At 58.4% G+C, this 14,064-nt stretch carries 11 protein-coding genes; 3 read left to right on the top strand and 8 right to left on the bottom strand.

What is annotated here, in order from left to right:
* Positions 1-70: 70 nt before the first annotated feature.
* Both H9I52_RS03400 and H9I52_RS03395 read right to left on the bottom strand, forming a co-directional pair.
* A complete protein-coding gene (locus H9I52_RS03400; RefSeq protein ID WP_187452654.1) occupies positions 71-835 on the bottom strand; it encodes a LytR/AlgR family response regulator transcription factor in 765 nt (254 codons plus the stop codon).
* The gene (locus tag H9I52_RS03395; RefSeq protein ID WP_165699278.1) at positions 816-1,505 is read right to left on the bottom strand and encodes a sensor histidine kinase; all 690 of its coding nucleotides are present in this window, start codon (positions 1,503-1,505) and stop codon (positions 816-818) included. The genes H9I52_RS03400 and H9I52_RS03395 overlap by 20 nt, the downstream gene beginning before the upstream one ends.
* Before the next feature lie 693 nt (positions 1,506-2,198).
* Here H9I52_RS03395 and H9I52_RS03390 point away from each other — a divergent pair.
* Positions 2,199-3,329 (top strand): flavin-containing monooxygenase, encoded by a 1,131-nt coding sequence (locus tag H9I52_RS03390; RefSeq protein WP_187452653.1) that lies wholly within the window; start codon positions 2,199-2,201, stop codon positions 3,327-3,329.
* Positions 3,330-3,426: 97 nt separating this feature from the next.
* On the opposite strand, the gene H9I52_RS03385 is transcribed toward H9I52_RS03390, so the two are convergent.
* The 4 genes from H9I52_RS03385 to H9I52_RS03370 form a co-directional block, all read right to left on the bottom strand.
* Complete coding sequence (locus H9I52_RS03385; protein WP_187452652.1) at positions 3,427-5,661, bottom strand: xanthine dehydrogenase family protein molybdopterin-binding subunit; 2,235 nt, start codon at positions 5,659-5,661, stop codon at positions 3,427-3,429.
* A 16-nt stretch (positions 5,662-5,677) separates the two neighbouring features.
* On the bottom strand, positions 5,678-6,661 hold the full coding sequence (locus H9I52_RS03380; protein WP_187452651.1) for an FAD binding domain-containing protein: 984 nt from the start codon (positions 6,659-6,661) through the stop codon (positions 5,678-5,680).
* Positions 6,658-7,284 carry a (2Fe-2S)-binding protein gene (locus H9I52_RS03375; protein WP_187452650.1) on the bottom strand — a complete coding sequence of 209 codons (627 nt, stop codon included), beginning with the start codon at positions 7,282-7,284 and terminating at the stop codon, positions 6,658-6,660. The genes H9I52_RS03380 and H9I52_RS03375 overlap by 4 nt, the downstream gene beginning before the upstream one ends.
* Positions 7,285-7,643: 359 nt before the next feature.
* The gene (locus H9I52_RS03370) at positions 7,644-8,711 is read right to left on the bottom strand and encodes an SDR family oxidoreductase (RefSeq protein WP_187452649.1); all 1,068 of its coding nucleotides are present in this window, start codon (positions 8,709-8,711) and stop codon (positions 7,644-7,646) included.
* 318 nt (positions 8,712-9,029) lie between these two features.
* On the opposite strand from H9I52_RS03370, the gene H9I52_RS03365 reads away from it, so the two are divergent.
* Positions 9,030-9,242 (top strand): hypothetical protein, encoded by a 213-nt coding sequence (locus H9I52_RS03365; protein ID WP_139514060.1) that lies wholly within the window; start codon positions 9,030-9,032, stop codon positions 9,240-9,242.
* Between the two features lie 188 nt (positions 9,243-9,430).
* Here H9I52_RS03365 and H9I52_RS03360 read toward each other — a convergent pair whose 3' ends face one another.
* A complete protein-coding gene (locus H9I52_RS03360) occupies positions 9,431-10,663 on the bottom strand; it encodes an NADP-dependent isocitrate dehydrogenase (RefSeq protein ID WP_139514061.1) in 1,233 nt (410 codons plus the stop codon).
* 463 nt (positions 10,664-11,126) lie between these two features.
* On the opposite strand from H9I52_RS03360, the gene H9I52_RS03355 reads away from it, so the two are divergent.
* Positions 11,127-12,263, top strand: a complete 1,137-nt coding sequence (locus H9I52_RS03355) for a formylglycine-generating enzyme family protein (protein ID WP_262385929.1) — start codon at positions 11,127-11,129, stop codon at positions 12,261-12,263.
* A 12-nt stretch (positions 12,264-12,275) separates the two neighbouring features.
* On the opposite strand, the gene H9I52_RS03350 is transcribed toward H9I52_RS03355, so the two are convergent.
* Positions 12,276-13,889 carry an arylsulfatase gene (locus H9I52_RS03350; RefSeq protein WP_222940393.1) on the bottom strand — a complete coding sequence of 538 codons (1,614 nt, stop codon included), beginning with the start codon at positions 13,887-13,889 and terminating at the stop codon, positions 12,276-12,278.
* Between the last annotated feature and the right edge of the window lie 175 nt (positions 13,890-14,064).

Below are 14,064 nucleotides of genomic sequence, written 5' to 3'. Positions count from 1 at the left end.
ACAAAACCGGCCGCACCGGCTGCTAACAGCAACGGTACGGCCGGCCCAAAACCCAGCCTTCGCCCTAGCCTCAGGCGCCGAGCCACTGCTTGAAAGCCGCCGCCCGGCTGCTGCTGACAAACACGTCTTCGTGGGCGGCCGGATTCACGAGCAGGTACAAGCGGCCTTTTAAGTACGGCTTTACCTCGCTCACCGCGTTGATGTGCACCAGAAATTGCCGGTTGACGCGAAAAAACAACTGCTTATCCAACTGCTCTTCCAGCTGGTCGAGGGTGAAATTGAGAATATATCTTTTTTTCTCGTTTGTCACCAAAAAAACCACCGCATCCTCCGCTTGAAAATACGCAATGTCGTGCAGCTGCACCACTTTAATGCTTTGTCCGTTTTTCACCAGAAAACGTGAGCGCAGCTGTGGTTGCAGCCCCTGAAGCGACTGCAATAATCCCTGCAACTTTCCTAAGCCATCGGCGAGGTAATGTTGTTTCGATTCTTCGTATTTGCGCAGTGCATTTGCCACGTCTTCCCGCCTTACCGGCTTTAGCAAATAATCGACGCTGTTTACTTTGAAAGCCTCAATTGCATATTGGTTATAGGCCGTCGTGAAAATAATCGGGCATTTTATTTCTACTTGGCTAAATATGTCGAAGCTGCTGCCATCCGAAAGGTGAATATCACAGAAAATCAGGTCCGGCGCTTGGTGCGTGGACAGCCACTCTACTGCTTCTTCCACCGAGCCCAGCGTGGCGAGCAGGTCGGTATCTGGGCGCACAGCCCGGATCATGTCGGCCAGGATGTCGGCCGCAAATTGCTCATCCTCAATAAGTAGCGTCTTCATAACGGTCAAGGGGTAGCAAGGGAAGGACTACGCGGAAGGTTTGGGCAGTTTTTTCGATGCGCACGGGTCGGTCGCTCAGGTAGCGGTACCGGCTGATGATGTTGTTCAGCCCCACTTTGGTTGAGGTGACGGGGGTAGTGCGCGGCTGCAAGTCGTTTTCGACAATCACGCTGTCATTTTCGGCGTAAATACGGATTTGCAACGGTTTTTTAGTTGTGGAGCCGTTGTGCTTAATGGCATTCTCAATCAGCATTTGCAGCGCCGCCGACGGCAGGGCTTTCGACATACTTTCGGGCGGCAAGTTGATCTGAAATTGCAGCTTGTTGCCTAATCGCGTCTGCATCAAGAAGATGTATGCTTCTACCAGTTGCAGTTCGTCCTGGAGCGTCACGACGGGCTTGGCGCTGTTGTCCAGCGTCAGTCGGTACACGGTAGAAAGCTGATTCAGAAAGTCGCTGGCCTGCTGCTGATCTTTATAGATCAGGGAGTTGAGTACGTTTAGGCTGTTGAACAGGAAATGCGGATCTACCTGATTTTTAAGCAGTTCTAGTTGCGCTTTAAAGTTTTCTTTTTGCAGTTGCTCAGCCCGCAACAACTCCTGCTGCAATTGCGCTTTGGTATTTTCGCGCTCCACGAAATAATAAAAAAAGAGCGATATAATGCTGCTCACGAAAAAAGCCAAGCGCACCCGCATCGGCGATATTTCGACATGAAATCGAAATAGCTTTATAATCAGAAGGTAGGGCAGAAAAATACAGAAAAAGCAGATGATAAAGTTATTTAAAAAGGCAACAAGACCTTCAATAACTAATTTTTGAAAAGGCAAAAAAGCATTCAGGCTCCTTTTTTTAAAAAAAGAAGCTATTTCCCCGTTCGACCAGAATATGACTAACAAATAAACAAATACCAGTCCTAACTCAATTACTATTCCGCGGTCGAAAATCCAGATGGTGCCGAGGTTAATAAAAACAAAAGTGTAATAAAATGCGATTGCCGTTAGGGCAGCTCTGCCAATGGTTTTGAAGATGGGCGCCTGTAACATTCGCATCAGAGTGCAGCCTAAAAAGTACTTGGGAAGGTAAGAAGTGAGGTTGTATTTGCCGACTCGCACTTGATCGTTGCGCAAGCCGCCCCAAGATGCAGACAACTGCGGGGCGCCGGCAACCCCAAAGCCAATGAAACCGGATAATACAGCGCTGAAAGCCGCAAAATCACCCTCGAAACAGGCAGCGTCACCGGGCAAAACTTACTATATTATACCAGTCAGCCGATCTGCCGTAGCGGGCCGGCGCGCTGCCGGTTAGTTTGCACCCGGTGCATCGACACCAGTAATTGGGCAGCTCCTCTCCCCTTTCTACCTTTTATGGAAACGACACGGACGCTGATCATTGGGGCCAGTGTGGCGGGGTTGGCGGCGGCCGCCTGTTTGCAGCAACTTGGCCTCGACTACCTCATTCTCGAAAAAGAGGCGTGCGTGGCGGCCCCGTGGCGGCGGCACTACGAGCGGCTGCACCTGCACACCGATAAGGGCCTGTCGCAGTTGCCGTACAAACCCTTTGACCGCGCCGTTTCTCGTTATCCGAGCCGTGAGCAGGTGGTGGCGTATTTGGAGGCATATCGGCAACAGTTTAGCATCGAGCCCCGCTTCCATACCGAAGTAAAATCGCTCCGCAGAGAGGGCAACGGGTGGATTGCCCAGACTACCCAAGGCACTTTCCGCGCGGCTTATGTGATCATGGCCACCGGAGTATACGGAACACCCAAAACCCTGAACATCAAAGGATTAAATACGTTTCCAGGAAAAATTATCCACAGCGCCGCTTACCAAACCGGCCGCGACTTTCAGGGGCAGCGCGTGTTGGTGATCGGGTTTGGCAACTCAGCGGGCGACATAGCCGTGGATTTGCACGAACACGGAGCCATGCCCGCAATGGCCGTGCGCGCACCGGTCAACGTGATTCCGCGTGACCTGCTGGGCATTCCCATTCTGCGCGTAAGCATTCTGTTGTCGAAGTTACCGGCCCGGGTCGCCGACGCTTTGGCGGCTCCTTTGCTGCGTTTTTTGGTGGGTGACATCACCAAACTGGGCCTGCAAAAAAGACCAGACGGGCCGTTTGCCCAAATTCAGCGCGAAGGGAAAATTCCGCTTCTCGACTGCGGCACGCTCCACCACATCCGGCAGGGAAATATCGCCATTTACCCCAGTCTCGACCATTTTGAGGGGGCCATCGCGCATTTTTCCGACGGCCAGCAGGCGCCCTTTGACGCCGTAGTGGCGGCCGTGGGCTACGAGCCAAGCGCCCCCAACTGGCTTGTGGTGTCCCCAAATCGGGCGGCAGATTTGAAACGCCAGCTGAAGCACCAACGGTATTTTGGCCACGAGGGCTTGTATGGGTGTGGGTGGTACGTGGGCCCGACCGGCCTGTTCCGCGAGATTGGCTTCGAGGCCCAAGCCATCGCGCAGGACATTGCCCAGAAAGAAAAGCCGACGTAAGCACCAAACAAGCATTTCACACAGCCAAAAAGCCCCTTCATAACACATTGATAATAAATGTGTTATGAAGGGGCTTTTCTATACCACCAAGCTTTGCCTAGACTAGCTTATCGGGGGTGATGGGCAATTCGCGCACGCGCTTGCCGGTGGCGTTGAACACGGCATTAGCGATGGCCGGGGCCACACCGATCGTGGCGATTTCGCCGATCCCCTTCGTACCCAGCGCGTTGACGTGGAAGTCGGGCTGATTCACAAAAGCAACCTGCACATCGGGCGAGTCGGCATGAACCGGTACGTGGTAGTCGGCGAAGTCCTTGGTGACGTAGCGGCCGAAGCGGTCGTCGATGATGGCGTGCTCCATCAGGGCCATGCCGATGCCACCGACGGCGCCACCTTTCATTTGGTTGCCGGCGGTTTTCTCATTGATGATGGTGCCCGCATCGGCACAAGAAACCAGCTTGCTGACCCGCACCTCGCCGGTGAGCACGTGTACCCGCACCTCAGCAAAATGCACCGAAAACGAGTACATGGAGTACTTCTGGCCCGCATCGTCGGGTTTGGCTTCTACGGCCACAGCCGTGGCGCCCGCCTGCTTCAGCAAGTCAGCGTAGGGCACGCGGGCTGCAGCGTTACCGGCCAGCGTGAGGTAGCCATCCGCCAGGTTTATGTCTTCCGTTTTGGCCGAGGCAAAGGCTGCGTTGCCGGACGCCGCCAGCCCGCGCAGCTTGTCTTTGAGGGCCAGACAGGCCTGCTGCGTGGCCGGCCCTACGCTGTTCACTGTGGAGGAGCCGCCCTGCGTGCCGGCCTTAGGGAAGGACGAGTTGCCCAACTCAAACCGGATTTTTTGTGGGTCCAGGCCCAGCGTATCGGCCGCAATCTGCGTCATGGCGGTGCCGGTGCCAGGGCCGATGTCGGTGGTGGCACACTGTAGCAAGACGGTGCCATTGGCCAGCAATTGCGCGCCCACGGTGGCCGCACCGCGGTGCGCGCCAAACGTGCCCACGCCCATGCCGTAGCCCACCAGCCAGTCGCCGTCGCGCAGGGAGCCGGGTTCGAGCTTCCGCTTGTTCCAGCCAACACGCTCAGCACCAAGTTGATAACACTCCTTCAAAAACTTGGTGCTCCAGGGTTTTTCTTTTTCCGGGTCCTGATCGGTGTAGTTGCGTAGCCGAAACTCCAGCGGGTCGAGCTTCAGCAGGTGGGCCATTTCGTCCATGGCCGACTCCAGGGCAAATGCACCGGTCGCTTCGCCGGGGCCGCGCATCCAGATGGGGGAGTTTATGTCGAGGGCCGCCAGGCGGTAGCGGGTGGTGAGGTTAGGCGAGGCGTACATCATGCGCGTCTGCGCCAGCGTCGATTCGGTAAACTCCTCGAAGGACGAGGTCTGGCCGATGCTCTCGTGCGTGATTGCCGTGATTTTACCGTCGGCGGTAGCGCTCATGCCGATTTTCTGCCAGGTGTAAGGCCGGTAACCTACCATGGTAAACATCTGCTCGCGGGTCAGCATCAGCTTCACCGGGCGGTTTACCACCTTGGCGGCAATAATGGCGGCTGACTCGTGGGGCCAGCTGTGCAGGGCGTTGCCAAACGCCCCGCCCACAAAGGTGGCAATCACCTTCACGTTTTCCTCGGGCAACCCCCACTCTTTGGCGAAGTCGCGCCGCGTAGCCATAGTGCCCTGCGTCTTGTCGTAGATGGTCAGGCGGTCAGGTGCTTCCCAGTGCGCCGTGATGGCTTGCAGCTCCATGGGGTGGTGCACCTCGGTCGGAATGACGTACTCTCGTTCCAGCTTGATGGCGCCGTTCTTGTACGCATCCGCCTGGCCCCGCTGGTAGTCGTTCATCGGCGACTTCGGATTCTTCTTGGCCGAAGTGGGCAAAAAGGCCTGCGAAGCATTGGCTTCCAGATTGGTCTGGTGCTTTTCCGGCGCGTATTGCCCCTTCACCAATCCGGCAGCAAAGCGTGCGCGCTCCAGCGTGTCGGCCACCACGATGGCAATGGGCTGGTCGTTGAAGCGGATTTTATCGTCGTGAAATATCTTAATCGGCCCGCCCGCCGTGGCTGGCTGCGAGGGGTCCTTTCCCGCCGTATCAAAGCCCGGCACCTTGGGCGAGTTGAAATGGGTGATGACGGCCAGCACGCCCGGTGCCCGTTCGGCGGCCTTGGTATCGACGCCCGTAATGCGGCCTTTGGTAACGGTGCTGCCCACGAGCACGGCGTAGGTGATGCCCGGCAGCTGGTATTCGGCCGAATAAGTGGCCGCGCCAGTCACTTTCAGGCGGCCGTCCACCCGGTTCATCGGCGCTCCGATTTGCTTTTCTGGTGTTTTCATAACAAAAGTCGGAGGGTTAAGCCGCAGCGGCAGTTTTGAGGGCCTGCACAATGGCGTTGGGACCCAGCTTCAGCTTATATGCGTTGTACTTAAAGGCTTTGGCGCCCTGCATGGCCACGGCCGCGGCCTGCCGGAACGTTTCTTCAGTAGCCGGCTTGCCGACCAACGCCTGCTCGGCCGCAGTGAGGCGCCAGGGCTTGTGGGCCACGCCGCCCATCGCCAGGCGCGCCGCTTTGATGTTGTTGCTGCCGTCGATATCGAGCGCCGCGGCTACGGAGAGCAACGCGAAGGCATAGCTGGCACGCTCGCGCACTTTCTGGTAGTGCACGTGCTTGGTGAAGGGCCCGTCCGGCACGTCCACGGCCGTGATCAGTTCGCCGGGCTCCAAGTTGGTGTCCTTTTCGGGCGTGTTGCCAGGCAGGCGGTGGAAGTCCGCGAACGGAATGCTGCGGTTGCCCTTGGGGCCGCTTACCTGCACCACGGCATCCAGGGCCACCAGCGCCACGCTCATGTCGGAAGGGTGCACGGCAATGCACTTGTCCGAAAAGCCGAAGATGGCGTGCATGCGGTTTACGCCTTCCAGCGCGCCACAGCCGGTGCCGGGCTGGCGCTTGTTGCAAGGCATGGTGGTGTCGTAGAAATAAGGGCAGCGGGTGCGCTGGAGCATGTTGCCGCCCACCGTGGCCATGTTGCGCAGTTGGGGCGAGGCACCGGCGTTCAGGGCCAGGGCCAGCAGGGGCTGTTTCTCGCGCACTTGCCGGTCCTCGGCCACAACTGAGTTCAGGGCCAGTGCGCCGATGCGCAAACTGTTATTCTGCTGCTCTATCTTGTTCAGGGGCAGGCGGTTGATGTCGACCAGCTTGTGGGGGGTCATCACGCCGCGCTTCATCAAATCGACCAAGTTAGTGCCGCCGGCGATGAATTTGGCAGTTGGGTCTTTGGCTACCGCGTCAATGGCAGCTTGCTGCTTGCTAGGGCGGACGTATTGGAACGGGTTCATACCTTTTGGCCTCCTTTTTTCACGTCCTGAATGGCCGCCACAATGTTCGAGTAAGCCCCGCAGCGGCAGATGTTGCCGCTCATAAACTCCCGGATTTCGCCCTCTGAGCCGGCGTGGCCTTCGCGCACGCACGCCACGGCCGACATAATCTGGCCCGGCGTGCAGTAGCCGCACTGAAAGCCGTCGTGCTTCACAAAGGCTTCCTGCATGGGGTGTAGCTTGTCACCCTCGGCCAGGCCCTCAATGGTGGTAATTTCCTTGCCTTCGTGCATCACGGCGAAGCTCAGGCAGCTGTTCACGCGCTGGCCATCGACGTGCACGGTGCAGGCGCCGCACTGGCCGTAGTCGCAGCCCTTTTTGGTGCCGGTGAGGTGGAGGTTTTCGCGCAGCAGGTCGAGCAGCGTGGTGCGCGGCTCGACGGAGAGCTTGACCTTTTGGCCGTTGACTTTCAGATTCAACGGGACTTTCTCGAAGGCGTCGGCGACGCGCTCGTCGAGTTGGGCCGCGGCAGCCGACACCACCGGGCCGGGCACCAAGGCAAAGGCGGTGAGCAGAGACGATTGTTTGAGAAACGTGCGCCGGTTTTCGTCGTGGTTCGCCGGCACGTCCGGTTCAGGATTCATAGCCATAGGAAAAAAGTATAAAGTGGGCGAGCAACCCGAGCATCAACTACTTACAAGCGCCAGCAGAAGGGCCTCACAGGGCTATTGCAGTAGCGTTCGCAATGCCGGAGGCCAACCAACGGTCGGGTATACGGTAAAAATAACACCTTCCGGCTTTACGGCGCTCGTTGCTTATCAAAAGCCCGGAAGTAAGGTGTTTGTTGGGCGATGTAAATGGCATTCCAAATGAAGATTGCATAACACCCTCACAATCAATGCATTATGTTTCACGACTTTTTAAGATCGCAAGGCACCATTGCCCGAAGCCCGCCGCAGACTACGCTGCCGCGCCCTTTCGGAGTATATGAGCGATGTGGAAGCTACGGAATAAGTCGGTCGGAGCGCAGCTGGGCAAACAGGTCAAAAAACGAGTCTTCAGTGCGCTGGTAAACCGTAAAGCCGCGCTGGCGGCTGTTGGCCATGTCGGTCATTACCTCAATGGGCCGGCCCAGATCCAGGTCGGTATGCCACGGCGAGGCCAGGCGGCTTAGCTCAGGCTCGACGAGGCCGTGCTGGGCAGCGATGCTACGCCACAGATCGGCATCCTGCGCCATCTCGGCTTCCAAGGGGTGAACGGTGCCATCGAAGCCCACGGGCTCAACGCCAAACCAATCGGCCAGCCGGCCCCACAACCAGCTCCACCGGAAAATATCGCCGTTGACGACGTTGTAGGCTTCGTTGCGGGCAGCTTCGGTGGTAGCGGCCCATACCAACTGCTTGGCAATCACGCGGGCGTCGGTCACGTCGGAAAGGCCTTCCCACTGCGCCTGCGAGCCGGGCCAGCGAAACGGCCGGCCGGTTTCCTTGCAAATGCTGGCGTACACGGCCAGCGTGGTGCCCAGGTTCATGAGGTTGCCCACGGCCTTCCCAATAATGGTGTGCGGGCGGTGAATGCTCCAGGTAAAGCCATCGCGGGCCGCGGCGGCGTACACTTCGTCTTCCTGCGCGTAGTAAAAGTTGTCGAGTGCCAGCCGCGGCTGCGATTCGCGCAGGGGCGTGGGCGGCGCACCACCTCCGCTCACGTAGGCCTCAAACGGCCCGAGGTAGTGCTTAAGCCCAGTGACCAAAGCCACATGTTGCACCGAGCCTTTGGGCGAAAGCACCGCCAGCAGATTGCGCACCATGGCGCTGTTCACCCGGATGTTTTCCACCTCCGTGTCGTTGCGCATCCAGCTCGTGATGAATACGTGCGTGGGTTTTAGATCGGCCAGCGCCGTTTCGAGGCTGGTTACGTCGAGCAAATCGGCGGCTATTGGTTGCAGGCCGGCCAGCTCGGTGCGCGGGTTTCGGGCCAACCCGAAGGTCGTCCAGCCGTTGGCCAAGAGCTCTTGGGCGAGGTTGCTGCCAATGATGCCGCTGGCGCCGACTACTAGAGCTATGTTATTCATAATGAAATGATTGCGTTTTGATAAAAATTGGGCTGCGCTACCTGCATCTGCAAGGTCACCGGCCCCCGCGAAGTGCAGAGTGCCTCCGGACAGCGACCGTTGGGAAAAGGGCTATACGCTAGATCAGCACCTACAGTCAGGTAAAACAGTGTATTGGCAATCCTTAGCCGGCGGGCATAGGCATTTGGGAGCGTAAAAACCACCTACCGGCAGGCAACCCCAAGCGCTTGCGCTGCGTTGCCAAGGCCATATCTGCCGCAACAGCCACCGGCCCCTGCCCTTGTTGCAACGTGCAGCTTCTTCTTGCTTTTATGTCTTATGAATCCTTTCATCGAAGTCATCACCCTTGCGGGCTACCAAGTGTTGGTCAACTCGCACAGCATTGCCTTGATTGCGGCTACGGATGGGCATACTACACTCCGGCTCACCACGTTTGCGGGGCCCCAACAACAGGATGAAATCCATACGGCGGAGAGCGTGCAGAGCCTCAAGCACAAAATTCGCCACGCCCTGACACCGACTACAGCTTAAGGAGCTGCTGCAAAGCGGATAAGCCAGCCACGCGAGGGCATTCTCGTGTCCCCTTGCTCAGTGTGGGCCCGCCTACTCTTTTCGCCGATACGCTGCTAGCAACCCTTTTACAGGAACCAACCGCCCGAAAAAAAGCAAGCCCATCCGATGATCGGATGGGCTTGCGGTATGCGTCACTTCGGCGGCTTTTAGTTTGCCAGCTTGCGTTTCAAAGTTTCGTCGAGGGCTTCCAGAAACTCCTCGGTGTAGAGGTAGTCCCGGCCGTGCTCCACCTTGTTGCCGTGGATGCAGACGGCCAAGTCTTTGGTCATCTTGCCGCTTTCCACGGTTTCGATGCACACGGCTTCCAGGGTTTTGCAGAAGTTAATCAGCTCCTGGTTGCCGTCGAGGAGCCCGCGGAATTCCAGCCCGCGCGTCCAAGCGAAGATGGAGGCAATGGGGTTGGTGGAAGTTGGTTTGCCAGCTTGGTGGTCGCGGTAGTGGCGCGTTACGGTACCGTGCGCGGCTTCGGCTTCCATGGTGCCGCCGTCGGGCGTTACCAGCGTCGAAGTCATAAGCCCCAGAGAACCAAAACCTTGCGCTACCGTGTCACTTTGCACGTCGCCGTCGTAGTTTTTGCAGGCCCACACAAAATTGCCGTTCCACTTCAGGGCCGAGGCCACCATGTCGTCGATCAGGCGGTGCTCGTAGGTGATGCCGGCTTCCTTGAACTTGGCTTGGTATTCCTGCTCGTAGATTTCCTGAAAGAGGTCTTTGAACCGGCCGTCGTACTTTTTGAGGATGGTGTTTTTCGTCGACAGGTACAAAGGCCAGCCTTTCATCAGGGCCTGATTGAAGCAGGCGTGGGCAAAGCCACGGATCGACTCGTCGGTGTTGTACATGGCCAGCGCCACGCCGTCGCCCTTGAAGTTGAACACCTCGAAGGACTGGGTTTCGCCGCCGTCCTCGGGGGTGAACGTGATGGTGAGTTTGCCTTTGCCTTTGGTTACGAAATCCGTAGCGCGGTATTGGTCACCGAAAGCGTGGCGGCCGATGCAGATGGGGGCCGTCCAGTTGGGCACGAGGCGGGGCACGTTGCTCATCACGATAGGCTCCCGGAATACGGTACCGTCCAGGATGTTGCGGATGGTGCCGTTGGGCGACTTCCACATCTGCTTGAGGTTGAACTCCTTAACGCGTTCCTCATCCGGCGTGATGGTGGCGCACTTGATGCCCACCCCATACTGCCGAATGGCGTTGGCCGCATCGACGGTCACTTGGTCGTTGGTTTCATCGCGGTACTCGATGCCCAGATCGTAGTACTTAATATCCAGGTCCAGATACGGCAGGATCAGCTTGTCCTTGATGAATTTCCAGATGATGCGGGTCATTTCGTCGCCATCCAGCTCCACGACGGGGTTCGTTACCTTGATTTTGTTCATGTTTTCGAAAGGGTTATAGAGGAATGCAAGTTTACCATCTGCGTAGCACAATGATACGGTCTACGACTTTTCTAAGCTGAAATCAATCTTTCATCGCTAGTTAGCCACCACCTGCCACGAAAAGCATGAGCCATCTTTGCGATCGGGGCGAGTGCCTGGCGCATCAGCCGCGCACAAACTCCCGCTTCGGGGCAGAGCCAGCAGGTAGCGGTGAGCAGCAGTTCTGAGCCCGGCTTAGTTGGGGAAGCGCAAGCAGCAAAAACCGTGGCCCGGCGAGCAAGGCAGTAGGCAGAACGATGTGCGGGGGAAATCGGCATGAAATCGGGAAAGGGAATGCGGGCAAGGGAAGCGTATCTGGCTCTGAACCACATTTCTACCGCCGGAATGTAGTAGCTTTCGGGATTGTAAAGTAGTTTTTGGTGCCGGGTACTCCTACCCGCTTTTCTTTGTAGCCTTCGTTTCCATGCCTTGGCCGTGCTTTTTTCGCGGCGCCCCCGCGGTGCTCCTTCTCTTGGGCGGCTGCCACTTTTCGGAGCAGCAACCTTTGGCCGCCGACTCGCCCACCAGCCAGCAAGTGGCCTGCTGTGCGCCCGCGCAGGCAGGACGACCGGGTAGTGCCGCACCAAGCGCAACCGTGGATAAGGATATTCGGCCCGACTCGGCCCAGCCGGCGCACATGGTTCGGATACCCGCTGGCGAGTTCCTGATGGGAACCGATGCCGAAAATAGCTTTGCCAACGAGCGGCCAGCTCACCTGGTGCGGGTGGCAGCTTTCTGGATGGACGAACACGAGGTTACCAACGCCGAGTTTGCCCGTTTTGTAGCGGCCACCGGCTACGTCACCGCCGCCGAACAGCCCGTGGATTGGGAGCAACTGCGGGCACAGCTGCCTCCGGGTACTCCGCGCCCCGGGCCAGAGGCGCTGGCGCCTGGCGCCTTGGTGTTTACGCCCCCGGCGCAGGCCGTGTCGCTCGACGACGTGGCGGCGTGGTGGCGCTGGGTGCCCGGGGCCTCGTGGCGTCACCCCGAAGGGCCTGCTTCTACGTTGCGCGGCCGCGCGCAACACCCGGTAGTGCAGGTTTCGTGGACTGATGCGGCGGCGTATGCGCGCTGGGCCGGCAAACGCCTGCCGACCGAAGCCGAATGGGAGTACGCTGCCCGCGGCGGCTTGGCAGGCAAGCGCTTTGCGTGGGGCAACACGCCGCCCGACGACCGGCACCCGCAAGCCAACATCTGGCAGGGCGATTTTCCGTACCGCAACACCCGCACCGACGGCTTCGCGGGCACGGCCCCGGTAAAATCGTTCGCGCCGAACGGGTATGGGCTCTACGACATGGCCGGCAACGTGTGGGAATGGTGCGCCGACTGGTACCGGGCCGATACGCACGTCACGCTCGCTCGCCTCGGCAGTTGCGAAAATCCGCACGGCCCCCAGGCTAGCCTCGACCCCGACGAGCCCGCCACTCCCAAACGCGTCACCAAAGGAGGCTCGTTTCTCTGCCACGTAAGCTACTGCGAAAGCTACCGCCCCAGTGCCCGCCGCGGCAGCGACCCCGCTGCCGGCCTTAGCCACGTAGGGTTTCGTTGCGTGCGGCCATAGTCTTCGCGGGCATTACTCGCCTCCTTTTTCCTTGGCTATCTGCGCAAACGGAATGACGCCTACGCGGGCAGCCCATTTATCGTAGAGGGCGGACAACTCCTGTACTTTCTGCGGATTGCTGGCACTCAGATCGTTGAGTTCCGAGCGGTCGGCCTGGATGTCGTACAGCTGCCAGGTGTTGGCGGGGTATTCAGAGACCAGCTTCCACTTGCCCTGACGCACGGCGCGGTTGCCTTCGTGCTCGAAAAACAGCGCCTGATGCCCCTGCCAAGATTGGCCCTTCAGCACCGGCACCAGGCTAATGCCTTCGGTGGGAATGATGGGAGTGTTTTTATATGACTTAGGATACGCCACGCCGGCCAGATCCAAGCAGGTGGCCATCAGGTCGATGAGGTGGCCGGGCTGCGCAACGGTGCGCCCCGGCTGCACGATGCCGGGGCCGTAGGCGATGAAGGGCGTGGCTGTGCCGCCTTCGTATTCCCAGTGCTTGAACAGGCGAAAAGGGGCGTTGCTGACGTTGGCACCAGCAAATTCGTACGAAGTAAACGAAGTCGGGTCGCTGGACGGCTTGCGGCTGGCTTCCAAAATTTCGGGCCGAAAACCGGGCCCTTTGATGCTCTCGTTGCTGCCCCCGTTATCCGACAAAAACAGGATGACCGTATTCTGATCCTGGCCCAGCTCGCGCAGCGTCTGGCGCAATCGCCCGATGTTTTGGTCCATGCGGTCAATCATAGCCGCATAAACGGCCATTTTATCGTCCCAGCGTTCTTTTTCTTCTTGGCTCAGCGTTTCCCACGCCGGCACGTGCGCATCACGAGGCGAGAGGCGCGTGGTGGCACTGATGATGCCCAGTTGCTGCAAGCGCCGGAAGCGTTCTTCGCGCAGCTTGTCCCAGCCCATCATAAAACGGCCTTTGTACTTGGCGATGTCGGCGGGCAGTGCTTGCAACGGCCAATGCGGGGCTTGGTAAGCTAAGTACAGGAAAAATGGCTTACCGGATAACTTACTGTCTTTCAGAAACTTAATGGAGTAGTCCGTATAGGCATCCGTGGAGTAATAGCCGGGCCCAGGCGTGTAGGGTTGGTTGTCAAGGGCCAGGGTCAGCTGCTGATTTGGCCGGTACGGATAGGTGGCGAAATAGCTGCTGGCCCCATCAATCAGCCCAAAATAATGGTCGAAGCCGCGCTGGGTGGGCCAGTGCTCGGGGGCCTGGCCTACGTGCCATTTGCCTCCCATAAACGTGTTGTAGCCCCCGCTTTTTAGGGCTTCGGCGATGGTCACACAGCGGTTGTTCAGGTAGCCCTGGTAGGCGGGCTGCGACCGCGTGTTCACCATGTCTCCTACTCCGGCCTGGTGCTGGTAGAGGCCCGTCAGCAGCGAGGCACGGCTTGGGCAGCAACGCGACGCATTGTAAAACTGAGTCATTTTCAGCCCTCCCTGCGCCATGGCATCGAGGTTAGGCGTCTGCGTTGTCGAGCCAAAGCAGCCGATATCCGAGTAGCCCATGTCATCGGCCAGAATGATGATGATGTTGGGCTGCTTCGGTTTGGGGTGCGCTGGCATCAAGCTCAAGAACAAGCCCGCCAGCGGGAACACGATCCACAAAGCACCTTTTTTACGCCGCATCGGTCTTAGTTTTTGTACTTGAACACTGCAGTTTCCAAGCTCGGGAAAGCAATTTTCTTCCGCAACCTGTACCTACCTGTTCATCCGAAGGGCCTGCCGATTCTACTTGCACCCGTAGTCGCGGCCCAAAATTTCGCTAGCCGGTTACTGGTAAATACGCGGGCGTTTCCTCAGG

Origin of the sequence: Hymenobacter sp. BT491 (assembly GCF_014349165.1) — a bacterium.
GTDB lineage: Bacteria > Bacteroidota > Bacteroidia > Cytophagales > Hymenobacteraceae > Hymenobacter > Hymenobacter jejuensis.
This window is presented reverse-complemented; position numbering and strand designations above follow the sequence as displayed.